The sequence below is a fragment of the Anaerobacillus arseniciselenatis genome, from assembly GCF_001865995.1.
In the GTDB taxonomy this organism is placed as follows: Bacteria; Bacillota; Bacilli; order Bacillales; family Anaerobacillaceae; genus Anaerobacillus; species Anaerobacillus arseniciselenatis.
The window spans coordinates 115,283-141,498 of the sequence record NZ_MLQQ01000001.1 but is presented as its reverse complement, the minus strand read 5'-3'; the positions used below and the strand labels follow the sequence as shown (position 1 = coordinate 141,498).

At 37.1% G+C, this 26,216-nt stretch carries 27 protein-coding genes; 17 read left to right on the top strand and 10 right to left on the bottom strand.

Annotated elements, in window-relative coordinates; all coding sequences use genetic code 11:
* Positions 1-42 precede the first annotated feature (42 nt).
* The gene (locus tag BKP35_RS00775; RefSeq protein ID WP_071311486.1) at positions 43-1,281 is read right to left on the bottom strand and encodes a DUF418 domain-containing protein; all 1,239 of its coding nucleotides are present in this window, start codon (positions 1,279-1,281) and stop codon (positions 43-45) included.
* A gap of 248 nt (positions 1,282-1,529) precedes the next feature.
* Between BKP35_RS00775 and BKP35_RS00770 the strand changes: the two genes are divergently transcribed.
* The 3 genes from BKP35_RS00770 to BKP35_RS00760 all read left to right on the top strand — a co-directional run bounded on the left by BKP35_RS00770 (position 1,530) and on the right by BKP35_RS00760 (position 3,342).
* On the top strand, positions 1,530-2,066 hold the full coding sequence (locus BKP35_RS00770; RefSeq protein WP_071311485.1) for a hypothetical protein: 537 nt from the start codon (positions 1,530-1,532) through the stop codon (positions 2,064-2,066).
* Between the two features lie 202 nt (positions 2,067-2,268).
* Positions 2,269-2,985: a YebC/PmpR family DNA-binding transcriptional regulator gene (locus tag BKP35_RS00765; protein ID WP_071311484.1), complete on the top strand. Its 717-nt coding sequence runs from the start codon at positions 2,269-2,271 to the stop codon at positions 2,983-2,985.
* Between the two features lie 162 nt (positions 2,986-3,147).
* The gene (locus tag BKP35_RS00760; protein ID WP_071311483.1) at positions 3,148-3,342 is read left to right on the top strand and encodes a hypothetical protein; all 195 of its coding nucleotides are present in this window, start codon (positions 3,148-3,150) and stop codon (positions 3,340-3,342) included.
* A gap of 65 nt (positions 3,343-3,407) precedes the next feature.
* Here BKP35_RS00760 and BKP35_RS00755 read toward each other — a convergent pair whose 3' ends face one another.
* Positions 3,408-4,085 (bottom strand): hypothetical protein, encoded by a 678-nt coding sequence (locus tag BKP35_RS00755; protein ID WP_071311482.1) that lies wholly within the window; start codon positions 4,083-4,085, stop codon positions 3,408-3,410.
* 421 nt (positions 4,086-4,506) lie between these two features.
* Here BKP35_RS00755 and BKP35_RS00750 point away from each other — a divergent pair, with 421 nt between their 5' ends.
* Positions 4,507-4,926 (top strand): hypothetical protein, encoded by a 420-nt coding sequence (locus tag BKP35_RS00750; protein WP_169819110.1) that lies wholly within the window; start codon positions 4,507-4,509, stop codon positions 4,924-4,926.
* 125 nt (positions 4,927-5,051) lie between these two features.
* Here the strand turns inward: BKP35_RS00750 and brnQ are convergent, their stop codons facing one another.
* Entirely contained in the window at positions 5,052-6,371 is a 1,320-nt protein-coding gene (gene brnQ / locus BKP35_RS00745; protein ID WP_071311480.1) for a branched-chain amino acid transport system II carrier protein, read from the bottom strand.
* Between the two features lie 951 nt (positions 6,372-7,322).
* Between brnQ and BKP35_RS00740 the strand changes: the two genes are divergently transcribed.
* The 5 genes from BKP35_RS00740 to BKP35_RS00720 all read left to right on the top strand — a co-directional run bounded on the left by BKP35_RS00740 (position 7,323) and on the right by BKP35_RS00720 (position 13,403).
* A complete protein-coding gene (locus BKP35_RS00740; RefSeq protein WP_245741816.1) occupies positions 7,323-7,808 on the top strand; it encodes an NUDIX hydrolase in 486 nt (161 codons plus the stop codon).
* A gap of 942 nt (positions 7,809-8,750) precedes the next feature.
* Positions 8,751-8,972, top strand: a complete 222-nt coding sequence (locus BKP35_RS00735) for a hypothetical protein (RefSeq protein WP_071311478.1) — start codon at positions 8,751-8,753, stop codon at positions 8,970-8,972.
* Between the two features lie 152 nt (positions 8,973-9,124).
* Positions 9,125-9,358, top strand: coding sequence for a hypothetical protein (locus tag BKP35_RS00730; protein WP_071311477.1), 234 nt, complete (start codon positions 9,125-9,127; stop codon positions 9,356-9,358).
* 559 nt (positions 9,359-9,917) lie between these two features.
* Complete coding sequence (locus BKP35_RS00725; protein ID WP_071311476.1) at positions 9,918-11,378, top strand: aminotransferase class V-fold PLP-dependent enzyme; 1,461 nt, start codon at positions 9,918-9,920, stop codon at positions 11,376-11,378.
* 510 nt (positions 11,379-11,888) lie between these two features.
* Positions 11,889-13,403 (top strand): glycine betaine uptake BCCT transporter, encoded by a 1,515-nt coding sequence (locus tag BKP35_RS00720; RefSeq protein ID WP_071311475.1) that lies wholly within the window; start codon positions 11,889-11,891, stop codon positions 13,401-13,403.
* A gap of 180 nt (positions 13,404-13,583) precedes the next feature.
* Here BKP35_RS00720 and BKP35_RS00715 read toward each other — a convergent pair whose 3' ends face one another.
* Positions 13,584-13,883, bottom strand: a complete 300-nt coding sequence (locus BKP35_RS00715) for a DUF3892 domain-containing protein (RefSeq protein ID WP_071311474.1) — start codon at positions 13,881-13,883, stop codon at positions 13,584-13,586.
* Positions 13,884-13,994: 111 nt separating this feature from the next.
* Here BKP35_RS00715 and BKP35_RS00710 point away from each other — a divergent pair, with 111 nt between their 5' ends.
* From BKP35_RS00710 to BKP35_RS00700, 3 genes are all read left to right on the top strand, one after another.
* Entirely contained in the window at positions 13,995-14,273 is a 279-nt protein-coding gene (locus BKP35_RS00710) for a hypothetical protein (RefSeq protein ID WP_071311473.1), read from the top strand.
* Between the two features lie 97 nt (positions 14,274-14,370).
* Positions 14,371-15,108, top strand: coding sequence for a tRNA pseudouridine(38-40) synthase TruA (gene truA / locus BKP35_RS00705; protein ID WP_071311472.1), 738 nt, complete (start codon positions 14,371-14,373; stop codon positions 15,106-15,108).
* A 230-nt stretch (positions 15,109-15,338) separates the two neighbouring features.
* The gene (locus BKP35_RS00700) at positions 15,339-15,971 is read left to right on the top strand and encodes a LysE family transporter (protein ID WP_071311471.1); all 633 of its coding nucleotides are present in this window, start codon (positions 15,339-15,341) and stop codon (positions 15,969-15,971) included.
* 36 nt (positions 15,972-16,007) lie between these two features.
* Here BKP35_RS00700 and BKP35_RS00695 read toward each other — a convergent pair whose 3' ends face one another.
* Positions 16,008-17,375 carry an amino acid permease gene (locus tag BKP35_RS00695; RefSeq protein WP_071311470.1) on the bottom strand — a complete coding sequence of 456 codons (1,368 nt, stop codon included), beginning with the start codon at positions 17,373-17,375 and terminating at the stop codon, positions 16,008-16,010.
* Positions 17,376-17,595: 220 nt separating this feature from the next.
* On the bottom strand, positions 17,596-18,228 hold the full coding sequence (locus tag BKP35_RS00690; RefSeq protein ID WP_071311469.1) for an SIMPL domain-containing protein: 633 nt from the start codon (positions 18,226-18,228) through the stop codon (positions 17,596-17,598).
* A 187-nt stretch (positions 18,229-18,415) separates the two neighbouring features.
* On the opposite strand from BKP35_RS00690, the gene BKP35_RS00685 reads away from it, so the two are divergent.
* Positions 18,416-19,741, top strand: coding sequence for a serine hydrolase domain-containing protein (locus BKP35_RS00685; RefSeq protein WP_071311468.1), 1,326 nt, complete (start codon positions 18,416-18,418; stop codon positions 19,739-19,741).
* A gap of 74 nt (positions 19,742-19,815) precedes the next feature.
* On the opposite strand, the gene BKP35_RS00680 is transcribed toward BKP35_RS00685, so the two are convergent.
* Positions 19,816-20,016 carry a cold-shock protein gene (locus tag BKP35_RS00680; RefSeq protein ID WP_071311467.1) on the bottom strand — a complete coding sequence of 67 codons (201 nt, stop codon included), beginning with the start codon at positions 20,014-20,016 and terminating at the stop codon, positions 19,816-19,818.
* Between the two features lie 299 nt (positions 20,017-20,315).
* Positions 20,316-20,477 (bottom strand): YjcZ family sporulation protein, encoded by a 162-nt coding sequence (locus BKP35_RS18810; protein ID WP_084031385.1) that lies wholly within the window; start codon positions 20,475-20,477, stop codon positions 20,316-20,318.
* Positions 20,478-20,682: 205 nt separating this feature from the next.
* On the opposite strand from BKP35_RS18810, the gene BKP35_RS00675 reads away from it, so the two are divergent.
* Positions 20,683-23,250 carry a helicase-related protein gene (locus BKP35_RS00675; protein WP_071311466.1) on the top strand — a complete coding sequence of 856 codons (2,568 nt, stop codon included), beginning with the start codon at positions 20,683-20,685 and terminating at the stop codon, positions 23,248-23,250.
* Positions 23,251-23,404: 154 nt separating this feature from the next.
* Here BKP35_RS00675 and BKP35_RS00670 read toward each other — a convergent pair whose 3' ends face one another.
* Positions 23,405-23,629: a YjcZ family sporulation protein gene (locus BKP35_RS00670; RefSeq protein ID WP_071311465.1), complete on the bottom strand. Its 225-nt coding sequence runs from the start codon at positions 23,627-23,629 to the stop codon at positions 23,405-23,407.
* Positions 23,630-23,850: 221 nt separating this feature from the next.
* Between BKP35_RS00670 and BKP35_RS19095 the strand changes: the two genes are divergently transcribed.
* The 3 genes from BKP35_RS19095 to BKP35_RS00660 all read left to right on the top strand — a co-directional run bounded on the left by BKP35_RS19095 (position 23,851) and on the right by BKP35_RS00660 (position 25,304).
* The gene (locus tag BKP35_RS19095) at positions 23,851-23,991 is read left to right on the top strand and encodes an OsmC family protein (protein ID WP_337959624.1); all 141 of its coding nucleotides are present in this window, start codon (positions 23,851-23,853) and stop codon (positions 23,989-23,991) included.
* Between the two features lie 423 nt (positions 23,992-24,414).
* The gene (locus BKP35_RS00665) at positions 24,415-24,648 is read left to right on the top strand and encodes a hypothetical protein (RefSeq protein ID WP_071311464.1); all 234 of its coding nucleotides are present in this window, start codon (positions 24,415-24,417) and stop codon (positions 24,646-24,648) included.
* Positions 24,649-24,839: 191 nt separating this feature from the next.
* Positions 24,840-25,304, top strand: coding sequence for a DUF6232 family protein (locus BKP35_RS00660; protein WP_071311463.1), 465 nt, complete (start codon positions 24,840-24,842; stop codon positions 25,302-25,304).
* A gap of 141 nt (positions 25,305-25,445) precedes the next feature.
* Here BKP35_RS00660 and BKP35_RS00655 read toward each other — a convergent pair whose 3' ends face one another.
* Complete coding sequence (locus BKP35_RS00655; RefSeq protein ID WP_071311462.1) at positions 25,446-25,841, bottom strand: (deoxy)nucleoside triphosphate pyrophosphohydrolase; 396 nt, start codon at positions 25,839-25,841, stop codon at positions 25,446-25,448.
* Between the last annotated feature and the right edge of the window lie 375 nt (positions 25,842-26,216).

Sequence of the window (26,216 nt, the reverse complement as noted above, 5' to 3'; positions counted from 1 at the left end):
GACCAGACGGTGTCTTCCCTTTTCTCCATAATTGTCCCTCGCTTATTGTGCTTTCTCAAACAAACTTTTGTTCACAGATTCTTTTCCGTACGTCAACCTTCTCCATAACCATTCCATAGGACCGTAGTTGAATTTTTTCATCCAGAAATAGCTGTAAACGATTTGGACGGCAAAGATTCCGAATGTAATTAACAGGCCGTAAAACGGACCGATTTGTCCGAATAAACCAAAACCGTAGCTATAATAAATAAAGGTAACCATGATCGATTGCATTAAATAGTTTGTAAGAGCCATTTTTCCGACAGGTTGTAAAAAACGAGCGACACGAGCAAGACGTTGTTTGTTTTCAAACAGTAGTAATAGACTCATAATGTAAAAGATACTTAAAGTAGGGCCACTCATAAAAAGTCCAGCATATTGCACAAAATACCAAGGTGACTCGCCACCATCAATCAATAATTTACCTATAGTTGCTAAAATAAGACCAGGTATTGCAATCATTAAAGAGGTTATAGCAATTTTTTTTACCCGAGCAATATTTTCCGTTGTATTCGTAAATATTTCCGTTTTCCATAAATACATTCCGAAGAAGAACATCGTTAAAATAACACCAATAAGAAAGAAGTTCCCGACAATCATAAACGCAATGTCGTTAATTCTTTGCACAAATATTTCGCCGTAACTACCTGTACTATAAACCTCAACAATTCTATTTACTTCGTTTTCAAAGGTTGCTTGCTGTTCAGGCGAAGGATTTTGTTCTACGGATGATAATAACAAAGCGATTATAAGAAAAAATGTAATTGGAACCGCCATTGTAATGAAAGATGCCTTTAATAAAAATTTCGGTTTCTTTGCCTTCGTTAAAAGTAATACAAATCCTAAAAGGGCATAAAAGGTAAGAATGTCACCGTGCCATATGAAAAAGATGTGGATTAGTCCGAAGCATAAAAGTACGAGCAGTCGTCGTTTAAATAGTTTCTTCACATTTACGCCTCGTCTTTCCCCACGTTCCATAAACAATAAAAAACCAATTCCAAATAACATCGAAAACATCGAAATAAACTTCACTTCAGCAAACAGAAATATGAACCATTGACTAATTTGATCTAGTAATGTGTTGGCATAAGTGATGCCGGCCATCTCTGCTTGAATTGCCGGTGTTGCAAAATACTTCATATTGACTGATAAAATCCCTAAAAGTGCAATTGCTCGAATAATGTCGAGTGTAACAATTCGTTCGTTTTTTGAAGTAGGTGCAAAATGATCATTCTGCTTCACAAAATTCCCCCTCCTTTTTTACCAAGGTTAATTTTACCATTAAAAAGGGGAGATTGGTGACGAAATATTGAAGTTTTTTAAAATTTCAATATTTGTTTTGGGTCTAATTTTTTTTAGAAATCAATGGTAAAATATGTACATACTTATTAAGTAGGATACGGATATAGGAACGATATGTGGAGAATAGAGTTACACTCGTAATATTAGTAGAATGCACTAAAATATTTTATAGTTTTGGAGGTTTGGAGATGGCTAGAAAAATAGCTTTTATAGGGTTAAGGTTGCTTGCTATTTATATTTTGTTGCAGTCGTTGCTTCATTTAGCGAGGGTGGCGAATTATTACGTTTTACCTTTATTTTATGATTCATTAATGCAATATAACGCTAACTCGGTAAATGCATGGTTTAACCTTGCTCCATTTTTTGTATTGCTGATGTTTAGTATTTTACTGTGGATTTTTGCTAAAAAAATAAGTTCGTTTCTTTTATTACCTGATCAAGAAAGCGATCAATCAGATATGCAAATCAGTGCTACCGAGATTCAGTCTATTGCTTTTTCAGCAATAGGGTTATTTCTCATTGTAAATACACTTCCACAACTTTTCTCAATGATCCCGGAGTACATACAAATAAAAGATGTAGCTAACCATTTGATCGACCCCCGACTAAAATACGGATTCTGGTTTGGGGTGATTGAAAAGATCGTTCAGTTAGTATTAGGGATCGCTTTATTTTTAGGGAGTAGAGGGCTTGTTGGGCTCGTAAGGAAGATAAGGTCGCTTTGATTAGCTTTGCGTTTGTAGTCCGCGGTTAAGAGTGATCGTTACATTTACGAAGTGGAGAGGACGCAATGTGTCTCTCTTTTTCGTTAAACCCACTTAACAAATACTGCAGTTGATGTATAATATTAACTAGTGAAGATTGCTCAAAATCGAGGGGCAATTGAAAAGAAACTTTAGATTCAGATTCGAAAGCGAGATGACCATAATGGGACGTAAGTGGAACAATATTAAAGAGAAAAAAGCAGCAAAAGACAAAAATACAAGTCGTATTTATTCGAAGTTCGGGCTCGAAATTTACGTAACAGCGAAGCGTGGTGAACCGGATCCAGAATCTAACCAAGCGTTGAAATTCGTGATCGAGCGTGCAAAAACATATAACGTACCGAAAGCAATTATAGACCGTGCACTAGAAAAAGCAAAAGGCGGATCAGAAGAAAGCTATGATGAACTTCGTTATGAAGGTTTTGGCCCGAACGGATCAATGATCATCGTCGATGCCTTAACGAATAATGTCAACCGTACCGCTGCAGAAGTTCGTTCTGCCTTTAATAAAAACGGCGGAAATATGGGCGTAAGTGGATCGGTATCTTATATGTTTGATGCAACAGCTGTAATCGGTGTAGAAGGAAAAAATGCAGATGAAACTCTTGAATTATTAATGGAAGCAGATATTGATGTACGAGACATTTTAGATGAAGAGGACACAGTGATCGTATATGCCGAACCTGATCAATTCCATGCTGTTCAAGAAGCATTCAGAAGTGTTGGTGTTACAGACTTTACAGTCGCAGAGTTAACGATGCTTGCACAATCGGATGTGACATTACCGGAAGATGCCCAAGAACAATTTGAAAAATTAATTGATGCCCTAGAAGATTTAGAAGACGTGCAGCAAGTTTATCATAATGTTGATTTAGGTTAAGAATATCTTGAAATTGAAAACTCACTTTACGTATGTAAATATTCATGCGTAAAGTGAGTTTTTGTATGAAATAAAGTGCCAAGGCCAAGCATATAATTTTACCGATAATTAATTTTAGTGTATTATATAGAAGATTTAGAAAATTCGATTAGGTGGGATCGTATGTCAAATTTGTACAAAAAATTACCAGATGAATTATTAGTTCAGTTTTATGAAGAAATTAATAAAAATATCAATGAGGGCATTTTGACAGAGGCGATGTGTATAGAGGTAGAATTGATTGACGAAATATTTAAAGATCGAGGACTCAAAATAGATTGTAACTATCTTAATATTTGTAACTCAGTAGTAGAGTAGAGCTCGCCATATTAATTGGCGAGCTTTTATTTTTTAGGAGGAAGGCTATTATTTTGTAGTCGGGCTTATAGCTTCTCTTCAATTCTACCGTGTGTCATTTCAAGTTTTGCAGGAAGAACATATAAGTATTCAATAAGTCCGTTTAATAAATCCATTAAAAGTTCTGCCATTTCATCATCAAGGTCATGTTCGAGGTCAAGCATTTGTTGCAAAGTGCTGTCACGATCAATAAGATGACTTAAGGATGATATTGGTTTTGATAAGTCGATGTGACTCGGCAACTGTTTAAAACGATCTGCTAAAGGTAAACCGTTCGTATCCTCACCGAGAAAATTTTTTAATACACTTTCAAGTACCCGCTTACTCATTACGGCTGTTGCGAGAGGGTCATTAGATTGGTGAACTTTTAAGGCTGAACGGTATGAGCGAATTAAATCACCTGGTATGTCTGGCTGTTTCTCGATTTGATGCAAAGGTTGCCGTTGATCATAAATAAACACATCAGCAGCTTCATTCGTTCCAGTATGATTCTCTTTTAACATAATAACAAATGAAGATGTCACTTTACAAAATGGACAATTTCCTTGTGAGAATAACCCAATTTTATTCGCTTGGTAATTTGATTTTAGAATAAAAGCAGTTGTCTTTCCGCACTCGGGACATTCACATTTTACAGCTTTCGGTATTTTTAAATGCCCATATTGATTAAAAGATAAAATTGAGCCTGGCAATATCCTTTTCATATGTTGTTAATCCTCCTACATCAATACAGCTAAAAAAATGGTCGTACATACACGATTTGTCTTCTTATCATTATTAGTACCCAAAAGGCGTAATTATTTACATGGCTACAAATGGAAAAACACCATCGTATTGATGTAACTGGCAGGTTTTAGTAAGATGATGATAAAGAAAGTCGGCCGACATTTACAACCTAGCTTGAGAAGATTAAAATATGCGTGAGCGAGTAGTAGAGGAAGGCGGAACGTTTGATATCATTAGCAAACCTTCCGTAGGGACCTCAATAATCGTAAAGTTTCCTCCAAAAGGCTGAATGAGAATTTCAGCCTTTTTATGTGCGGTAGATCAAGTGAGCTTTTCTGTTGATAAAGGTGAAATTTTCGGTTCGATGCATTAGTTATTTCACCACTTTCTTTACGGGAAGTGATTAGAGCAAAAGCTTCAGTCATTTTATTATTTTCACTACTGTCACAGCTGTTTGTGTACCTTTTAAACTTGGGCTTTACTAGCGATTTATTTGGAGTATTTGTGTTTATGGTCATCGGAGGAATATTATTTATTCAAGTTGGATTAGTGATCGGATTACTGTTGCACTCTTCGAAGACATCGGCAGCACTTTCATCGATCATTATGGTCGTTCTTTTCATGACGGCAACGTTTTATCCGCAATTACCGGAATGGCACAACGTACTTCAGTTTATTCCGAGCGTCGTTGTCGTTGAAAATATGAACGGTGTTTTTAATGGAGAGTTTTTAGGATTTGAATTAGTGTTACTTATTGGTTGGCTAGCGGTGTTTTATTTGATCATTCAATCTTTAGTGAAAAAAGAGTTAAGCAAGTAAGACAGGGTAGATTGACCTCGGTTTGATAGCTGGGAGAGGACATGATGTCTGTAACTAGTAGAATATTAACAAATCAAACCCCCATTGTCTCTATAATAAAGGAGAAATAATGGGGGGTTCTTTTTTTATGCAGCTTGTTTCGGATTATCCCCTTGGTTAGAGTTGTTTTTATTTTTATCAAGGATATATCCGCCGATACCACCGACAATTGCCGGTACTAACCAAGCTAAACCTATTGAAGCAAACGGCAATAGCTCCACTAATTGTGTGATGAAGTTCATTTGAATGCCAAAGGCAGTTAAACCGTCATATAAACTTACTAGACCAGTTAAAAGAATAGCGCCACGATACACCATTTGGGAACCTTTGAAAAAGCGGTGTAAAAATGCAAGTGCTATAAGGACGATCGTTATAGGATAGATCATCACTAATGCTGGCACTGAATATGAAATAATTTGATTTAAGCCGAGATTTGAAACAGCAAAACTAAACAAAATGATGGCTGTGACCATTGTTTTATAACTAATTTTTGTTGTATGTCTTGTAAAGTATTGACTACAAGCAATTGTTAACCCAACGACAGTAGAGAAACATGCTAGTAAAACAATAAGTCCTAACAACAATTTACCACCAGCACCGAAAAGGATTTCAGCACCGCTAGAAAGGATTTCACTTCCGTTTTCATACGTTCCGAAATGGGCCATTTTTACCCCCATCCAACCGATAGAAATGTATACGAAAGCTAATCCAATTCCAGCAATTGCACCGGCTGTAATTGATTTTTTCATTAATTGACGTTGGTCGGTAACTCCATTTTGCTTAAAGGCATTAATTACGATTATTCCAAAAGCAAGTGCCGCAATGGTATCCATCGTTAAATAGCCTTCAAGGAAGCCAGTGAAAAATGGAGTAGTTTCATATTTATCATTCGGCGTTAAACTAGTTTGATCGAAGTTGATAAAACTAGCAACTGCTAATGCGATAATTGTCAGTAGAAGAGCAGGTGTTAGCCACTGGCCGACACGCTCCACAATTTTTGAAGGATTTAAACTGACAAAATAAGCTAAGGTGAAAAAGATGATTGTAAAAATGAGTAGTACTGGGCCACCTTCAACAAAAGGTCTAACTCCCATTTCATAAGCAACATTCGCCCCACGAGGTATTGCGAAGAATGGGCCGATGGCAAGGTATACAGTCATAATAAAAACTAGGCCAAATAGCGGGTGAACACGATTTGCTAACCCTTCAGCACCACCTTTGACAATAGCGATTGCAGCAATAGCGATGATTGGTAAGCCGACTCCTGTAATTACAAAACCACTAATCGCCCACCAAAAAGATTCACCGGCCTCCATTCCTAAAAATGGTGGATAAATTAAATTCCCTGCACCAAAAAATAAAGCAAATAACATTAGTCCAACAAGTAAAGTGTCTTTTTTTCTCATTGTACTTCCTCCAAAGTGTGTCTTTTGTTTGGTAGCTTTTGTCCGGCTTTATAGATTGGTAGTTTTTCTTTTCGCAAAGGCTGTTGGCATATCGATTTAGGAGTACGTCGATTGAATAAAGCGCTTACAAAAGTATATTTCTGATAAAATGATGAGTTTAGTCGGAATACCATTCTACTTCCGCGTCATTAATTAAAAGTTTATCGTTCTTATACTACGTGAGTGAATTTCATAATTACCAAAAATGAGCCACATCATGCAATATATAGTTTGCGAATGGTTTTGACGCAACTATATATTGATCTTAGTGGCGAGAATCATGAATTATGAAATTCATTAACGTGAAAAACATATTCATTCTTTTATGGTATGGCGGATGTCCCGGCAAAAGCTTACTACTAATTTCGGCATTGCATCTTCAGAAAATATTTTAGGAAATGTTTAGGTAATGAGAGCGGTAAATATCAACTCTTTAAATTTTCTGTATATTTCCAACTGCGATCTCCATAGATACTATACTGAATTGCATAACAATTATGATTGTATAGTATTTTAAAATATTTTCAACCCTTTTAAGAAAAGATTAAAAAATCTGATTACTTGGTTTGTTATGGTAAAGTGGAGGGCATCGCATAATTTATTGTTAGTAATTATATCCTTTATATAGTTATATTCCAATAACTATATAATTTTATAATAAATGGAAAACACCATCGACTCAATAAGTGAGCGAAAATATAGACTTAGCGAGTTAAAGTGCTTAAATAAGAGGTGCGAACCTTTTACATTTTTGGATATGGGTCATACAATTCCTTGAAGAATAAAATACGTTAGAACTCTCTATAGATATAGGTTGGTATTTTTTTTTGAGGTTTTTGCAAACTCAGAAGAAGATAAAGTTAGTTATGTGGTTTAATGAATGTAAAAGAACATTTGGGAGGGATCGGTCCTGTGAAAAGGGAAAAATATCATCGTGCATTAGGAGTTTATGGAATATGTGAAAATAATGGAAAATTATTGGTCGTTAATAAGACCGTTGGACCTTATAAAAGTCGTTTTGATTTGCCAGGAGGAAGTCTCGAAGTTGGTGAGAGCCTGACGGAAGGGTTGGGTAGAGAATTTTTTGAAGAAACAGGATTCGCAATAAAAGTGAGGAGAAACTTAGGTGTCATTGATTTTATGTTACCGTGGCAGTGGCGAAATGTGACACACCTCCATCATATTGCTGCCTTTTATTCGGTCCAGCTTGTGAGTGGGGGGGTTAATGAACCGAATCAAGTGGAAGGCCAGGACGCGAACGGTGCATTATGGATTAGTAAAGAGGAAGTAACTAGTGACAACGTTTCTCCGTTAGTAGTTAAAGCTTTTCAATGGTTAGAAACTAGATCTTTAGGGTTAGAGGTTGAAAGATTTGAGAGTTGGGATGTACGAGAGTAGATTTAAGAGGGTAGTTTGATAACGGTTAAATGAACTGTGCAGTCTGGGGATGATGCGCAGTAATTGGGCGGACATGTACTGTGGGGCATGATGAGGATTTTGCGTTACCTTTTGATGAATGTGGCACTCGGTTCGGGCACGGGAGAAGGTCTTGCGTTACCTTTTGTGTGAAGTGACGCTTCGTTCGGGCATGGGAGAAGGTCTCGCGTTACCTTTTGTGTGAAGTGACGCTTCGTTCGGGCATGGGAGAAGGTCTCGCGTTACCTTTTGGTGAGTGAGACGCTTCGGTCGGAAGCGCGAGAAGATCTTGCGTTACCTTTTGGCGAGTGCGACGCTTCGTGCGGGCACGGGAGAAGGTCTCGCGTTACCTTTTGTGTGAAGTGACGCTTCGTACGGGCACGGGAGAAGGTCTTGCGTTACCTTTTGTGTGAAGTGACGCTTTGTACGGGCACGGGAGAAGGTCTCGCGTTACCTTTTGTGTGAAGTGACGCTTCGTACGGGCACGGGAGAAGGTCTTGTGTTCCCTTTTAGTTGATGTGAAACTCGGTTAGGTCACGCGAAAAATTCTTGCGTGCCCTTTAGCTGTATGCGTCAAATCACCCACACCTTCTAAAGGTAATCTGTTTATGCGAAAAAAACTGATTACTCTTCTCGGCTCAAAACCAGAGAAAAGTAATCGAAACACTCGAATGATTACTCTTCTCTGTATCAAAATAAGAGTAGAGAAATCTAGTGTTAGAAAGGGCGCATTTCTACTGCACAGTCTCCCGTAATTCGGAGCACCGTGATATTGCGCCACTCCCCCTATATTGCACACTATATTTCAAGGATGAATAAAACGTTTAAGATAAAACAAAAATCTGTAACAAAACTAGATTACTAACGTCTAATACATATAGTTGAATTTAAGAGCAATTTTATTTGATGTTAGGAGTGTAGTTCATGTTTTTGAAAAGGTTTTTACCTTTTGTCGTTATCGCAATGCTCATTTCGTCGTTCATTGTTGCTTGTGAGGAAGAAATTAGTCAAGAAAACTCAAAACCACAGTTAGATGAGGGTGCAGAAGAAATGGATGAACCGGTGCGGATTGGGACCGTACTACTGATCGTGAACCTTCTTCGGAGCGGGAGCGTTCACCAGAACCTGGTCCAAAGCGAACGTTAGATGCATCGTTACAGATACTATACAGTGACGGCATCGCTGAATTTATTGTTTCTGTAACAAATATTGGGGATGAAACCGAAGTTCTAAAATTTGATCCTGAACAAAACGTGGTCATAAGAAAAACATAGTATTTTTAACTGGAGGTATTAGTAATGGATAAACTTGGAAGAATTTGTTTGGTTAGCGCTATTATTTTCCAAGTCTTTATGTTTTATTTAATTGGAGCGGCAATTATCGCATCGAGCCAAGGAGTTTCAGGTGCGAGCTTACTATTGTTTGGATTTTCTAGAACGCATGAAATTATGACCATATTAAATGTGGCAACGGTGATTGCTATTGGATTGTGGCTTATGTGGGGGATTTCTTTTATTAGGAAAAATAAGTAGAGCTATCCGATAACAAAAGAATGTGAAAAACAAACAAAGCATATGTAAAATTTTTTAATAATCGAAGGGATACCTTTACCACCGTTAGCAGAACATAAATCAAATATTGATTCGGTCGCAGCGCCTTATGGAGTAAAATTGACTGATGCCGAAAAGAGAGGGTGGATAAAGGTTCCATCATATTTTACGCAGCCATCTAGGCCTAATTGATACTAATAAAAAAACTAAGGGTCCCTATAGGGATTCCTTAGTTTTTTCGCGTATTGCGGCGAGAGACAGCACTCCACATTGTGCTTTGCCGAAAGGCGCGTCAATCTCGTCTTATGCAATTTAGCTCATCGCTAGATTAATATAACACTTACGATGAATTTGTACAAGTAGAAATTTATGTAAATAGAAAAAAAGTGCATAAAATATCCCCGTCTTTATAAATGTCCTCAGATTATCTATGTTCCTCATTAAACATGTTCCAACGTACGAAAATACCATTCAATTTCATCACCAATTTTAAATCTTCTTTATACACTAGTTAGTAGGCCTTTATAAGGGGAGAAGTACGATGACGAAATTGGAGCGCCACTTTAATAAATTCCGAAAAAATATTGTCGGCTTGAATGAACGGTATCATTCTCCGTATGGTAAGAAAAAGTTACTTTATGCTGACTGGGTCGCCAGTGGGAGATTGTATAAACCGATTGAAGAAAAGTTGCTAAAAACGGTCGGGCCTTTTGTTGCGAATACACATACGGAAGCGAATATTACGGGGTCGACGATGACATCTGCTTATTTACATTCAAAACAAATAATTAAAGATCATGTTAATGCAGATGCCGACACAGATATCATTATTACCGATGGTTCCGGAATGACGGGGGTTGTCAATAAACTACAACGAATATTAGGATTGAGGCTTCCGGAAAAATATAAGGATAGAATTTTTATTAGAGAAGAAAATCGTCCTGTTGTTTTTGTAACCCATATGGAACATCATTCAAATCACACATCCTGGCTTGAAACGATTGCTGATGTTGTCGTTGTAGATCCAGGCAAAAACAATAAAATAAGTTTAGAAAATCTTCGCAAAACCATCGAGCGCTATAAGCGGCGTAAAATTAAAATAGGAGCTTTCACTGCTTGTTCAAATGTGACTGGAATTGAAACTCCTTATCATAAGATGGCGAAGGTAATGCATGAGTATGGTGGGTTATGCCTTGTTGACTTTGCATGCTCAGCTCCTTACGTTCGAATTAATATGCGACCTAAAGATGAATTGGAGCGCCTTGACGGCATTTATTTTTCACCACATAAATTTTTAGGCGGACCAGGTACGAGCGGCGTGTTAATTTTCAATGAAAATTTATATAAAAATAAGATTCCTGACCACCCAGGAGGCGGAACCGTAAAATGGACAAATCCATGGGGAGAGAAAAGTTACTATGAAGAAACAGAACAGCGAGAAGATGGTGGTACGCCAGGTTTTTTACAAGTGATTAAAACGGCGCTTTGTATTAAGTTAAAAGAAGAGATGGGCGTTGAAAATATTTTAAAAAAAGAAAAGCAATTATTGAAAATAGCGTTTGATGAGTTAACGAAGGTCAAAGGGTTGCATATTTTGCAAGAAGATGTTCGTCACCGTTTAGGAATTATTTCATTTTATATAGAGGATATTCATTATAATTTACTGACGAAAATGTTGTGTGATCGCTACGGGATACAAGTTCGTGGTGGTTGTGCTTGTGCTGGAACATACGGGCACTTTTTATTAGGCATTAGTAAAGAAAAGTCTAATGCGATTACGAGTCAAATTGAGCAAGGTGATTTATCTAAGAAACCAGGATGGGTGCGTTTGTCACTCCATCCAACCATGACAAATACAGAGGTTTATTATATTACCAACGCAATTAAAGAAATTACGTTAAATATAAGCAAGTGGAAACATGACTATCGATATGATAAAGCGAAAAATGAGTTTTTTCATAAGCATTTCACGGATATTCATGATGTTAAAAAGTGGTTTTAATATAAGTGGGGAGGACGATTTAATGGATCGTCCCTATTACATATGAGATGGTGACAGTTACCGTCATGAGAGTTTTGTATGAAAATAAAATGACGGTCGACTTTTCCGAACAAGCCTCTAAAGCCGGAACGGATTTACAGCGCAGTGAGTAAATCGACCGGATTTTTTCATGTTAGATGGTGACGATTAATCGTCATGCGGGTTTTGTATGAAAAAAGGCGAATGATTTCGTGAACGAGCCTCTGAGATTAGCAAGAAGGTCATGGGGAAGTGAGAGAAATCATTCGCCTTTTCCATATTAAATGGTGAAGGTAAATCGTCATGCTCGTTTTGTATGTAAAAGTTGGACAGTTGGTTATAGTTAACTTAAATAGCCTACATTATTTTATATTCAATAAATGTATGATGCTTTCTTTACAGGAGAAACTACCCCATATATATGGACAATCATGTCTGGGCTTAATGAGAGCTTAAAAACAAGAATGGATTGTGATAAGGGGGGACAACGAAATGGAAAGAAAGAGTATGATCGTTTTATACGTTTCAATAGCAATACTGTTGTTACTTGTAATTTTTGGCGCAACCATCCCAAATACGTTGGAGCGTTTTACAGCAGCAATGCAAGTATTCATTTCAACAGCTTTTGGCTGGTATTACTTAATTGTCGTAACTATCATTACGATTGTTTGTTTATACTTTTTAATTAGTCCAGTTGGTCGTCTAAAATTAGGAAAACCGGACGATAAGCCAGAATTTTCGAGGCCAACGTGGTTTGCAATGTTATTTAGTGCCGGGATGGGGATCGGTCTCGTCTTTTGGGGGACTGCTGAACCGATTAGTCACTACGCAGTTAGTTCACCGACCGGTAAAGTGGGGACGGACCAAGCGATAATAGATGCGTTGCGTTACACTTTTTTTCATTGGGGTATTCACGCCTGGGCCATTTATGGAATTATTGCTTTGGTGTTAGCTTATTTCCATTTTCGTCATGGTGAAAAGAGTTTAATTAGTGCAACTCTTAGACCTATTTTTGGAGACAGAGTTGATGGCGTATTAGGTAAAGTGATTGATATTTTTGCGGTATTGGCAACTGTAGTTGGGGTTGCGACGACATTGGGATTTGGTGCAGTTCAGATCAATGGTGGTTTATCTTATTTATTCGGAATTCCAGTAGGGATTATTGCGCAGTTTGTCATTATCGCAGTTGTAACGATTTTATTTATGATTTCGGCATCGACAGGGTTAAAAAGAGGGATAAAAATATTAAGTAATGTTAATATGATATTGGCTGTATTACTATTTTTAATTATGTTTATCGTGGGGCCAACACTATTTATATTAAATATTTTCACACATACGATAGGAACCTATATCCAAAACTTGGCGGCGATGAGCTTTCGAATTGCCCCATTAGATCAAGATTTAAGAGGATGGATTGATGGTTGGACCATCTTTTATTGGGCATGGTGGATTGCTTGGTCACCATTTGTAGGAATATTTATTGCTCGTGTTTCTAAAGGACGTACGATTCGAGAGTTTGTTCTCGGTGTGTTATTTGTTCCTTCGATTGTCGGTTTTTTATGGTTCTCAACGTTTGGCGGCTCGGCCATCATGTTAGAACATGAAGGGGTTGCTCCAATTTCTTCTTTTGCAGTGGAGGAAGCATTATTTAGTACGTTTTCACAATATCCGTTAGGGTATTTAGCTTCGATTATCGCGATGATTTTAATAGGTACCTTCTTTATTACATCGGCGGATTCGGGGACATATGTGTTAGGAATGATGACGACAAATGGTTCACTTTCTCCAGGGACTCGAATTAAACTGACGTGGGGCATTATGTTATCTTTAACATCGCTAGTGTTGTTATATTCTGGTGGACTTCAGGCACTTCAAAATACAATGATTGTTGCGGCCTTACCGTTTTCGGTGATTATGGCCTTGATGGCATTCAGCTTAATGAAATCTTTGCATAAAGAAGCGAAAGAATTAGGGATCGGTAAAATAAGAAAACCGAAAGCTTAAGCTTGTCATTAGGTGTAGTTGCTATTGGAAAGAGGTTCACCAAATAAGTGAGGGTGGTGCGACAAACAAAGTGTCAGACACCGCTAGACACCCAATATAGACATAATGATAAATCTTTACGTCTATATTTAGTAGGATCCGCGTGGTGTCAGACACTTTTGTCCCACCCTCATCTTTTAATTAAAACTCAGGTAAATTGTCTAAATTATTTTCTTTGATTCCATCTGGCTCACTTCGTAAAATGTCACGCCCATATTTATGAAAAACATCGACATGAGCTAAGTTTCCAGCTTTTGCTTCTTGGAGTGCGGTAATATAGTCTAGCTCGCGACCGTTATCGGTTTTAAAAGCAATCAAGTCACCGTCATCATTTTTTCGAACGGCTACGATTGCTTCTTGTCCTTCGTCGACTTCATAACCCTCGACTCTGCCTTCGTTGCGATATTGTTCATATATTTCTTCAAAACGATCTTTCATCATTAGATCCCTCCTTCGTTTTTAGTTTGTATTGTTGTAAAAAAGTTATGAAGTTTATTTCAACGGTGTTAGTGAAATAATTTAAATAAAGAGTTGAAAAAGGGGGAGCTTTATTTGCAAATTTATTTTTCACCGGAGTTTATTAATCAAAACGCTCAAGTGTTAAACATTGTTACTGATCGTAATGAAGCAATCGGTTACTTGTCTTTTTTGATGGAAGAAAGTAAAATGTATGTGTTTGCAAATTTGGAAGAAGAAGGTGTTTGTGAAGACTTTAAAGATTTATTAAAACCGTATTTGCAAGGGTTAACGAAAATAAAATCTGATTTAGAAGTGATGGCATACATATCTGTCGGTGGGAAAAAAATTGACATTGAATTAGACAAACAGTAGTCAATAGATGCTTATTGAAACTAAAGACAATACTTAGATAGTCGATACAAGTTTTAATGGTCGTACACAGACGTACAGTAATGATCGGGGGAAAGCAATGAACAATTATCAATTAGTCATTCAATACGATGGTGGACGTTATAAAGGCTGGCAACGGCTCGGTAATACAGAAAATACGATCCAAGGAAAAATAGAAAACGTTTTATCGCAATTAGTTGGGAGGGAAATTGAAATTATTGGTAGTTCTCGAACAGATGCAGGTGTCCATGCTTTTTCTCAAATTGCTAATTTTAAAGTAAAAGAAAAATTTTCAGAAACCGAAATTAAATCTTATTTAAATAAATATTTACCGCAAGATATTAGTATTACGAAGGTAATAAGTGTTCATGATCGTTTTCACGCTCGTTACAATGCAAAAGATAAAACGTACTTGTATAAAATTTGGAACGAGGAACATACCAATCCTTTTATGCGAAAGTACAGTATGCATGTTGAAGAAAAGTTAGATATTGAAAAAATGAAACGAGCTGCTCAGCACTTTATCGGTGAGCATGATTTTACGGCTTTTTCTAATGCGAAATCGAAGAAAAAATCGATGGTGCGAAAAATATTTGAAATTGAAATTGAAGCAGATGACGGATTCGTTCAAATTAGAGTGCGTGGGAACGGTTTTCTCTATAATATGGTACGAAAAATGGTCGGTACACTAATCGAAGTAGGATTAGGTGAAATAGAGGCAGATGCCATTCCAACGATTTTAGATAGAAAAGAACGAATTCAAACAGGGCGTATGGCTACAGCAGAAGGGCTTTATTTAGAAAGGATCGACTTTTAAAAAGGTCGTTCTTTTTTTGCATGAAGAATTTTCAGTTTTGAGTGAAGAGTGTTGAGGTGTATGTGGCTAAGGCTCCGTAGTGCTATCACTTATGGCGTTAGTATATTTCCTATTATAATTTATAAAAAAATTCATTCTCTAGTCGTAATTGCTTGTTTTACTGAATACAATGTACAAGCGGTCGGTTGTCCAACCGGCGAAAACGATGTTATTGACTGGGGGATCTTTAGATGAGTGTTTTTTTAGGTTATATTTTTTTAGGGTTGTCACTTGCAGCACCGATCGGTCCTGTTAATGCTGCGCAATTAGATAAAGGAATTAAAAACGGTTTTTTTCACGCATGGTTAGTGGGGTTAGGGGCGACGATTGCCGATGCCTTTTATATGTTTCTCGTATTTATCGGGATTGTTCATTTTCTAGAGCTTCCATACATACAAACGTTTCTTTGGTTGTTTGGCTTTTTTGTTCTCGTATATACGGGATTTGAGAGTTTACTCGGTGCTCGAGAGGTTGCGACACTTAATTACGAAGTACGAACGAAGGCATCTCATTTTAAATCTTTTTTATCTGGATTTTTCATATCGCTTTTCAATCCGTTAACGATTCTCTTTTGGTTAGGAATTTTTGGTTCAATTTTAGCAAAAACGGTAACCCAAAATGATACCGGAACAGTTATATTATACACTGCAGCGATATTCATCGGAATTACCGTTTGGGATATTACGATGGCATTACTCGCTAGTAATTTAAGGAAGTTTTTAACAAATCGCCTATTAGTAGCGATTTCAGTATTATCTGGACTTTCACTTATTGGTTTTGGTGTTTACTTTGGTATCCACGCCGCTACTGTCTTATTTTCATGATGTTTACAAGCGTGTAGCTATATTTATCCAACACTTCTACTTTTTTATTTTTGTAAAAACAGATGGCGTTGTTGGTTTCTTTGGCTTTTTCCACTGCTGTCGCATGAATAGTGTCACGATCGCAATAATGCCAACAAAAGCAATGCTAACAAAAAATCCTGGGCGACTAATGCTATGAAACAAAGTACCGAATACTGCTAACATAATGAACAAGAAGCCAAGAAGACGCTTTACATTGTCGCTCGTTTTCATCTCATGAATTTTTCCGTACGAACCAATGATAAATAACCAATTATATAAAAGCATTAACCCTGCTGCGGTCGTCACGTATTCGTATACTCGACCAGGCATGAGGATTGCTAATATAATCGAAGCGAGGATACCGGTCGATGTTAAAAGAATGGCATTTAAAGGGATTTTATTGTTTTTGACGCGCTTAGCCAACCCTTTAGGTGCATCTTCATCTTCCGCTAAAGTCGTTAGTATACGGAGGACTGCAAATAAAGACGCGACCATCGTTGAAAAACCTGCGATAATAAACACGCCATTAAAAATATGAGTCACATAAGGAACATTATAATTGTTTAACGCTGTCACAAACGGGCTTGTATCGTTTGTGATTTTATTTAATGTCACCATAAACAAAACTAGAGCGATCGATGCGACATAAAGCGTTGAAAGGATTATGAGCATCACTTTTCCTGCTTTCGGAGCATCTTCCATTTTGTTCAAACGAATGGCAAGAAGGCCGACAATTTCAATTCCGCCAAAGCCGTAAAAACCAAAAATAAATGAAGGCAATAACCCTCTAACCCCGTTCGGGAAAATTCCGTCATATGTTCTCGGAAAACCCACTTCTGTATCAGCACCACCAAATACGCCGAAAAGAGAAATGATCGCTAAAATGATAAACATAACGAGAGCACCAAGCTTCATGACGGCGAGAAGGTTTTCTACGCGGTCAAAGCCACTCGGACCGGCAATAATGACAAGTAGTCCTAGGACAGCGTATCCTGCTGCAAACATCCATAAAGGAATGTCAGGGAACCAAAATTGTGAGAAAATAGCTAAGGCAGTCATTTGACTCCCCATGATTAACAACTCAGATAAAAAGTACACCCAGCCGCTACTAAAACCTGCCCAACGACCGTAAGCGTTTTTGGCATATGTACGAAATGATCCTTTTTGTGGATCAGCAATCATCATTTTTGCTAGTGCTTCATAAACGAAATAAGTACCTAGGCCGGCTAGAGCATAAGATAACAATACAGACGGGCCGGCCATGTTGATCGCAATACTAGATCCTAAGAAAAAGCCTGTCCCAATTGTACAAGCAACCCCAAGTAATGAAAGTTGCCACCATGATAACGGCTTTTCTTGTTTTTCTTGAGAAGTCGATTTCACCTCAATCCCCCCTTATCTTTTTATTTTTCGATAAAAACAAACTGATTATGTAGCATAATTTATTTGTTTTTATAAAAGAGTGAATTTCATAATTACCAAAAAAGATCCACATTACGCAATATATAGTTTGCGAATGGTTTTGGCGCAACTATATATTGATCTTAGTGGCGAGAATAATGAATATGAAATTTCACTAAAAGAAGGGGGGGATATAGTTTTATTAACAATAAGTATACTGTGCAATCACTGTTGCTGAAATTTTTATTTCTCCAGGTTGTATTGGGGTTGCTTCTGCTTGTGCCATAAAAGTTTGTGTAAATGGTACTGGTGGAGAGCTTATTTGCGAGTATTCATCTAATTTTATCGGGATCGGGTTTAAGTTAACGTTTAATTGAGTGGTTAACGTATAAGCTTTCATATAAGCATCATTTAATGCTATTCTTAAAGCTTCATTGTAATGAAATTCAGGTTGAGAAACGGTAAATTGAATATTGGAGATCGTGTTTGCTCCTTGGCTAACCGCAAGATCTACGATTTGTCCTACAAGGTCCACATCCTCAATTTTAATTTGAAGTTGATGTGTGACTCGGTAACCACGGAATATTTGCCTACCATTTTCGTAGTCGTATAACGGTTCAATGCGATAAGTAACCGTTTGAATATTTTCGTTAGGAACTCCTAAATTTATTAAAGCATTAATTACGTCTGAAATTATTTTAGTGTTTTCTTGTTGGGCTTGTTGTAAACTTTCATGTTCTGTCATAACGCCGACTTTGATCTTTGCTTGATTGGGTGAAACAGAAATAGTCCCTTCACCGGAAACTTTCAAACAGTTTACTTTTGCATGGTACATGCTCTAACACTCCTTTATAATAAAGTGATTATTATATAACTATTTAAATGTAATAACTTTAAGAACAGGGGGGCCAGTCTAAGGGGGTAGTAGAAATATATTAGAACTAGGAATTCATTAAAATTAGAGGTTTTTTCTAATTTCTGTCGAATTTAGAATAGACAGAAAAATAAAAAGGGTGACACACATGAGTGAACAAAAATGGGTACAATTTGAAAGTTATTTGAAAGAAGCAATCCAAAAATATCATATACCCGGCTGTGCAGTAGCCGTATCTCAACACGGAAAAGTACTCTTTCAGAAAGGATTTGGCTTTTGTGATCAAATGACGAAGGCTCCGGTAACGGAAAATTCAATTTTTGGCATAGCTTCTGTAACGAAATCGTTTACAGCGTTAGCAATTATTATGTTAGAAGACAAAGGACTCCTTTCTGTCAATGATCCGGTGATTAAATATCTTCCTAATTTTAAATTAATTGGTGTTGAGGATATGAGTAGTATTAAAATTAATCACCTACTTACGCATACGACGGGGCTTGCACCGATGTTTAGAAGAGAAGAGTTAAATAAACTTAAAGACCATCTTACATATTTAGCGGAAAAAGATTATGAAATGTTAGGAAAACCTGGAGAGTATTTTAGCTATTGCAATGACACGTTTTTACTCTTAGGAGCAATTATCGAAAAGGTGGCTGGTAAGCTTTACCGTAGACATATCACGGAGAAGATCTTAAACCCATTAAAGATGTACCGTTCGACTTTTAGTATTGATGAGCTAGCAAAGTACGACGATGTAACCATTCCGTACGAACATAATAAACAAACGAATCAACTTGAAGAAAAGCTTTGGCCAAAGTTAGGAAATTATGAAGTCGGTGGTGGAGTCAGGTCTACGGTTATCGATTTGTTAAAATACGGAGAATTTTATGTAACGAATGAGAATAATGCGATTTCTCGAGAAACGTTAAAAAGAATGTGGGAGAATCCTTTTGAAGTTGCGAACGGAACGTTTTACGGCTATGCGTTTAAAGTAACGCCGAATTACAATAGTGTTACTTTAGTCGAGCATGGCGGCGGACAGCCAGGTGTATCTTCGAACTTCGGTTTTATCCCTGAAGAAGGAATTGTCGTATCTGTCTTATGTAATGTTTCCAACGTTCCTGCCGATGAAATTTGGTTAGCTGCCGTGAATACGGCATTAGGGTTGCCGATGGATATGTTAAGAAAAGTTGAACCAACCTATAATCATTCTGAAGCACAATTAGAAAAGTTGGTTGGTACATATGATTGTTCAGAAGGCGGAAAGGCTACAATCGTTGTAGAAAATAATCAACCTTTTCTCGAAGTGAATGGGGAAAGTTTCTCATTGAGGGGAAGTTCTGAAAATGCATTTGTCATTGAAAAAAGTGAAAAACCGATTACATTCTTTTTGAAGGGTGATGAAAAGGCGTGGGCCGTATTAGTAGGTAGTAGAATGCTCACTCGAAAGCAAAGTTGGGTTCCAAGTACGTGATAAACTCTATTTCCCAATAAGTGAATTGTATTTGAATAATAAAAAAGGACTCCAAAGAGTCCTTTCATTAATAATTATTTCTTTTCAACGTTAGCAGCTTGTGGTCCACGAGCGCCTTGCTCGATGTCAAATGTTACAGTTTGACCTTCTTCTAATGATTTGAAGCCGTCGCCTTGAATAGCTGAGAAGTGTACGAATACATCGTCGTTTCCTTCAACTTCGATAAATCCGAAACCTTTTTCTGCGTTAAACCATTTTACTGTACCTTGTGTCATTAAAAATTCCTCCATTGTGGCTTTTAACCACTAAAAATTATTACTACTCTTGCTCAAAATTCCATCAAGACGAAAACTACTTACTACAAGAAAGTCTTTTTTCTATCAGTAGATCCGAACAAAAATAAGTTAAGTTCATCATAACAGTATAAATATATAAATGCAAGGAAACCTCAAAAATAATTATTTGCATAGGAAGAAGGAATAATGCATCTATAATCGAACTACAAATTATACAAAAAAAGAAGAGTGCCTTTGATTGGCACCCTTACTTTTTTCTCATACGCTTAATGTGGTTGTTAAGCTGTTGGAGTTGCCCAAGAAGCTCCAATAATCACCAATAAAATGAATAGAACGACGATTAAAGCAAAACCGCGTCCAAATCCAGGTGCTGGAGCAGGAGCTACCATTGGAGCCGCCATTGTAGTGTGGCATCCAGCTCCGTATCCATATCCGTACATTAACTTACACCACCTTCCAGAGAAGATAATACATCATATGCGAAGTAGCCTTATGTGGGTTAGTTAAATGTGGAATCCATAATAAATGGGCGTATGTACTGTTTTTTTTATTAGAAGGGAAATATATAACTGGTTAAAATAATAAAATATAACTAATCTCCTCTCAACATAACTTTTAGATACTTAGAAAGGAGAGTTATGAGTGATGGACCGACTTAATGAACTATATAACCGTGCTGTTGAGCATACGAAATTGAAAGTTAATGAGGACATTGATCGTTTTTTAGAAACAAAAACGGAACTACCGAGTTTTGACGAATATTTAGAAGAACGAATTCAGTATCTTGAGCAAATTTGGATGAATGTTTGGCTCAATTTAACTAATAATGACGTTCCGCGAAAAGAGAAAAAGCGTTATTTAACCGAAAGAGGGTATGAGGTTGAAGGGATCGATAAAAAGCTGATCAATAAAATTTTCCGAAATGAAATGAGGACATTTCCACTCTTTCATGTTCTGCAATGGCTCACCGATCAATATGAGAGTATGGATGAAGCATGGAGCTTGAGATATCCGAAGGCGCGAGCAAATTATTTACAAAGGATCGAAGAACAACGAATTGCTGAAAAAAGGAGAAAAGTTTTTCGAGAAATTGAAAATGTGACCGAAGAAATCATTGATGCTGATTACGAAGTTTATTACTTATACGTGCGTTTTTATGTTGCAGGTTTGTTAGCTAATGACATCAAGAACAAACCGAAATATTCATCTGTCGACCCTTTTAGACTTGAAACGAAATTAATTCACCAAGGAAGTTTTGATCCGACGATATACACAACAATGGAAGTTTTTTTTAATGAGCTAACAGGGAAAGTTCATAAACGAGTGGGTTGGGAATACGAAACGTATGAATTGCGTTATGAAAAGAAGGTTAAAAAATATATTTCCGATTTAGTTTCAGCTTTAGTAATTGAGGAATTAGCCCCGAGTGTTTTTGAACTATACACAGAACTAGATGATGAAGAGTTAACAACGGAAGTGGTCCAAGAAGTTATTGTCGATTATATAAATGCTTTAAAAGTAAACTTTTTCGCAAGGATTCAAGATGAGTATGTAGAAGATCTTATGTCTCTATCTGAAATTCCTTTTAACGTTCAAGAACATGAAATGCTATATGAGCAAGATTTAGAGGAACGAGAACGTAAAAAGGATGAAGAATTAGCAGAGATCGAAAGAAAAAAAGCCGAAGAAGAACGGATGTTAGAAGACATTTTTGGTCGGGAATATACTCCGTCAACTGGCCGAAATATCCGCTATGTTTTACATATCGGTGAAACGAATACAGGAAAAACGCATCATGCTCTGGAACGAATGAAACAAGCACATAGTGGGTTGTATTTGGCGCCATTGAGACTGCTAGCTCTTGAAGTGTATGATAAGTTGAGCAAAGACGGGATGCGTTGCGGTCTGAAGACGGGAGAGGAAGAAAAAGACGTCGACGGTGCAAGTCATCTCGCCTGTACAGTAGAAATGTTTTATGAAAAATCCTTTTACGATATTATCGTTATCGATGAGGCGCAAATGGTTGCCGATCGTGATCGCGGTTTTTCTTGGTATAAAGCGATTACGAAAGCAAATGCAAAAGAAGTGCACATTATCGGAAGTCGTAATTGTAAAGAGATGATTGTTCAATTATTAGGTGATTCGGATATTGAAATTAATGAATATTACAGAGACATTCCTCTCGTTGTTGAGAAAAAAGAATTTAATATTAAACATACGAAAAGAGGAGATGCTCTCGTTTGTTTTTCACGAAGGCGTGTTCTTGAAACAGCTTCGAAGCTAGAAAATGACCGTCATTCAGTAAGTATGATTTATGGCAGTATGCCTCCTGAAACGAGAAAAAAGCAAATGGAACGTTTTATTAAAGGTGAGACAACAGTAATTGTTGCCACTGATGCGATCGGGATGGGCTTAAATTTACCGATCCGCCGTATCGTCTTTTTAGAAACTGAAAAATTTGACGGAGTTCGCAGGCGCAAGTTAACGTCTCAAGAAGTGAAGCAAATTGCAGGACGTGCCGGGAGAAAAGGAATTTTTGATGTCGGAAAAGTCGCTTTCACCAAAGACATTCGCTATATGACTCGTCTTTTGGAGCAAGAAGATGTATTGATTTCTAAATTTGCGATCGCCCCGACGAATGCGATATTCGAACGCTTTCAAAAATATTATCGTGATCTAAGTAAGTTTTTTGAACTGTGGCAGAAGTTTGAAAGTCCAAAAGGAACGCGTAAGGCTTCGTTGTCGGAGGAACGAGAGTTATACGCAACGATTCGCGATACAGAAGTCGAAGCAAGACTTTCGATGATGGATCTTTACGGATTTTTACATTTGCCGTTTTCGAAAAAGGACGCTGAGTTGATTAAACAGTGGCGTGAAACGATGTTTGCGATAATTAAAAGAAAAGAACTTCCTGAACCAGTCGTGAAGCGAGACTCTCTAGAAGAGTTGGAACTTTCTTATAAAGCAATCGGCCTTCATCTTTTGTTTTTATATCGCTTAGGACGTGGGACAGAGGCTGTTTATTGGGAGCGAATTCGTGAAGAGTTAAGTGGCGAAGTACACGAACGTTTAAAAACAGACGTTAAAACATTAACAAAGAAATGTAAACGTTGCGGAAAAATATTACCTTGGGATTTTAATTTTCAAATTTGTGATGTGTGCCATGCCGCTAGGAAAAGAAGGTACAGTCAAAGCTTTTATCACGAAAATTAAAGATAAATAAGGCTTGAGATATTAAGTAAGGAACTTCGTAGTGGAAAGAATAAGGAAAACCGCAAGAACAGGAGCCAATTGTCCTTGCGGTTTTTCGGTTTAGGTCATATTCTTTGTTGTTAGCCGATCACTTTAGGAGTGTTGGAACGTGTGGTTACGCACCTTGATAGTAGTATACAGCCCCTAAAATGATGAGTAAAATCACAACGACAATGATTAAAGCAGCTCCAAAACCTGAACCGTACCGTGGCGGTGGGGTATAAACAGGACCGTACGCTGGAACAGGCGTTGGAGTGTAAGTGTCAAAAGTAGGTTGTGAACAACAAGAACCATAACTAGGTGTGGCAGTAGGATAAACTGGCTCACCGTAATATCCCATACAAACACCCCTTTCATTGGTTATCCCTAATGGTAGTGCATTAGTTAGTAAGCTTTGTTACGATAATTAATTCGAGCACTACGATAGGTTATAGTACAAATTATGTAATGAGGTTAATAAGTGATACATAAAGAGGTGGTTTAAATGCGGAATGGGCGCAAAGCTCATAATAAGGGGCGATTTTAGGTAGTCAAAGCGGTGGTTTTAAAATTGCAGTGAAATTGAAAATTAATATTGAAGGAGTTTCTCAAGAAGATGCTGATATGTTAGCAGTTGCAGCACACGAGTTTTGTCCATATTCAAAAGCTATTAAAGGGAATGTCGAAGTTCAATTAGAGCCTGTCGCTGTTATGACTAACTGATCCTATGCGTTAGAAAGTTGAGGGTGGGACAAAAGTGTCTGACACCACGCGGAGCCTACTAAATATAGACGTAAAGATTTATCATATGTCTATATTCGGTGTCTAGCGGTGTCTGACACTTTGTTTTGTCCCACCCTCTTATTGTTTGATGCTGAGCAAAAATTTAAAAAAAGAAAGATTTTAAGGGTTGATACACCTTTGTGTAACTTTAATAACGTACAGCTAATACTTTAAACGAAATTTAAAAAGAGTTGCTATAGATAAAATGAGCAGAGATTTTATGATATTGTGAAGCAGTTCACAAAACAGACAACAAGCTGCAACGGTCTCGACACAAAATAGAGGATTTGCATTTATATGTTTGTGATATATTGAACATATAGAAAAACAAAAGCAGTTATTCATCAAAGGAGTGATGTTGTTATGAAAAAAGTGGCATTAGTAGGAGAAGCGATCTTTGGTTTTATTATTACATATCTTTCAGTGCTAGCAGCATTAGCAGTATTACCAACGTTTTTAGGAGTAGTAATTAATATTTATAGTGGAAACCACCAAAATATAGGAACATTAATTACTTTTCTCGTTTGCGCAAGTGTTTTAAGTTCAAGCATGATTATTAAACATTTCAAAAGTATTAATATTATACCTGCAAAATAAATTTTAAGTTAAAATGTGAAATGGTGAGCAAGGTGTCAGACACCTTAAAAAGACAAATAGCGAAAATGTCCACGGGAGGTGGACATTTTTTATGTGAAAAATTCAATAGTATATTATATGTGCAAATTAAGTCATATACTTGTCCCTTTTATCATAAAGATTTTAATGAATGGTAAAGGGGCGGTGGGAAAATGAGTGAAATTAGTTATTATGAAAGTGTAGATTCAAAGATTACGGTAACTGATCAATATATTCGTGTGTTCGGCATAATTTATAACCTAGAAGATTTGAAAAGTGGACAAGGTGTGTTAATTAAGCCAGATCAAACTGTAAATATAGCGATTGCCATCGTTGGAATTGTTTGTATTTTACTTGGGAAAATTCGTGCGGGTCAACTCACAGAAGTTTTTACAGATATAAGCCTTTTTTTTAGTGCCTCTAATTATTTTGACCTCACAGGACTTGTCCTTATATTGATGGCTCTATTAATCACTTTACCTCAAACTGAACAATATGCGATTAGGCTAACGCATTTGAATGGCAATCAAGTAGACATCATTTTAAGAGAGAAAAAATATTATCAAGAAATTCGGGAAATAGATCGGGCGATTAAACAAGCGATACGTTATGCGGAATATAAGCGAAAGATCTCTTGAGAGGGGTGTCTACCACGGACGTAGACATTTCCTCCGATTAGTGCGTGAGAGGGGACGAGTCCGTAAACTTGTGGTTGAATTACAAAAAAGGCAAAGTGTCCTCCAGACGTGGACATTTTGCCTTTTTGTCCACGAGCGGTGTCAGACACCGGTAAGTAATCGCTCCACCGTTGGGATGTCGGCTGGGGCCCACTTTAACGATCGTAGTTCGGCAAGGGGCTTCCATTCAAGTTTCGCATGTTCTTTTGCTTGTGGGGTTCCATTAATGACTTTCGCTTTATATGTCAATAAGCGAATATTGAAATCTGGTCTTTGTCGATGATCAACTTCTTTAATTAAATCAAACACTTCAATAGAGCAATCTAACTCTTCTTCAATTTCACGAATCAGTGCTTCTTTTGGTAGTTCACCTTCTTCAATTTTACCTCCTGGAAACTCCCACACGTTAGGGGAGGACATAGTCGGTGATCGTAGTGCACATAACACTTCATCTTTATCATTTTTTAAAACTGCAGCTACGACATTGATTTTTCTCATTAGCTTTTCCCCCTTTTAAGCATCGAACAGTATGCATGACTATGCTTTAAGTTTCTTTTAACGCGGTTTTTTAGTAGTGTTCCCCACCTTGGGTATGTCTTGCATAATATTAACATTAATAGATGATATTGTGGTATAATTTGCTCCTAACTATGTAAGTGAATTTCATAATTACCAAAGATGAGCCCCATCACGCAACTATATATTGATCTTAGTGGCGGAAATAATGGATTATGAAATTCATTAATGCGAGTGAATTTCATCCTTACATAAATTGAACCTATCAAACTATAAGTATTTGCGACCGATTTAACACAACTACTTATAGAAACTTAATGGCAATAATATTGAATGATGAAATTCATTAATGTACAA

Bases quoted from the DNA above. Each gene is read 5' to 3' on its own strand.
- BKP35_RS00685 (WP_071311468.1), top strand. From the start codon at position 18,416: ATGAGTGAACAAAAATGGGTACAATTTGAAAGTTATTTGAAAGAAGCA.
- BKP35_RS00665 (WP_071311464.1), top strand. From the start codon at position 24,415: ATGAAAAAAGTGGCATTAGTAGGAGAAGCGATCTTTGGTTTTATTATT.
- BKP35_RS00725 (WP_071311476.1), top strand. From the start codon at position 9,918: ATGACGAAATTGGAGCGCCACTTTAATAAATTCCGAAAAAATATTGTC.
- BKP35_RS00735 (WP_071311478.1), top strand. From the start codon at position 8,751: ATGTTTTTGAAAAGGTTTTTACCTTTTGTCGTTATCGCAATGCTCATT.
- BKP35_RS00765 (WP_071311484.1), top strand. From the start codon at position 2,269: ATGGGACGTAAGTGGAACAATATTAAAGAGAAAAAAGCAGCAAAAGAC.
- BKP35_RS00760 (WP_071311483.1), top strand. From the start codon at position 3,148: ATGTCAAATTTGTACAAAAAATTACCAGATGAATTATTAGTTCAGTTT.
- BKP35_RS00715 (WP_071311474.1), bottom strand. From the start codon at position 13,883: ATGATGAAAGATCGTTTTGAAGAAATATATGAACAATATCGCAACGAA.
- BKP35_RS00690 (WP_071311469.1), bottom strand. From the start codon at position 18,228: ATGTACCATGCAAAAGTAAACTGTTTGAAAGTTTCCGGTGAAGGGACT.
- BKP35_RS00755 (WP_071311482.1), bottom strand. From the start codon at position 4,085: ATGAAAAGGATATTGCCAGGCTCAATTTTATCTTTTAATCAATATGGG.
- BKP35_RS00680 (WP_071311467.1), bottom strand. From the start codon at position 20,016: ATGACACAAGGTACAGTAAAATGGTTTAACGCAGAAAAAGGTTTCGGA.
- truA (WP_071311472.1), top strand. From the start codon at position 14,371: ATGAACAATTATCAATTAGTCATTCAATACGATGGTGGACGTTATAAA.
- BKP35_RS00700 (WP_071311471.1), top strand. From the start codon at position 15,339: ATGAGTGTTTTTTTAGGTTATATTTTTTTAGGGTTGTCACTTGCAGCA.
- BKP35_RS00660 (WP_071311463.1), top strand. From the start codon at position 24,840: ATGAGTGAAATTAGTTATTATGAAAGTGTAGATTCAAAGATTACGGTA.
- BKP35_RS00720 (WP_071311475.1), top strand. From the start codon at position 11,889: ATGGAAAGAAAGAGTATGATCGTTTTATACGTTTCAATAGCAATACTG.
- BKP35_RS00770 (WP_071311485.1), top strand. From the start codon at position 1,530: ATGGCTAGAAAAATAGCTTTTATAGGGTTAAGGTTGCTTGCTATTTAT.
- BKP35_RS00730 (WP_071311477.1), top strand. From the start codon at position 9,125: ATGGATAAACTTGGAAGAATTTGTTTGGTTAGCGCTATTATTTTCCAA.
- brnQ (WP_071311480.1), bottom strand. From the start codon at position 6,371: ATGAGAAAAAAAGACACTTTACTTGTTGGACTAATGTTATTTGCTTTA.
- BKP35_RS18810 (WP_084031385.1), bottom strand. From the start codon at position 20,477: ATGTACGGATATGGATACGGAGCTGGATGCCACACTACAATGGCGGCT.
- BKP35_RS00655 (WP_071311462.1), bottom strand. From the start codon at position 25,841: ATGAGAAAAATCAATGTCGTAGCTGCAGTTTTAAAAAATGATAAAGAT.
- BKP35_RS00675 (WP_071311466.1), top strand. From the start codon at position 20,683: ATGGACCGACTTAATGAACTATATAACCGTGCTGTTGAGCATACGAAA.
- BKP35_RS00670 (WP_071311465.1), bottom strand. From the start codon at position 23,629: ATGGGATATTACGGTGAGCCAGTTTATCCTACTGCCACACCTAGTTAT.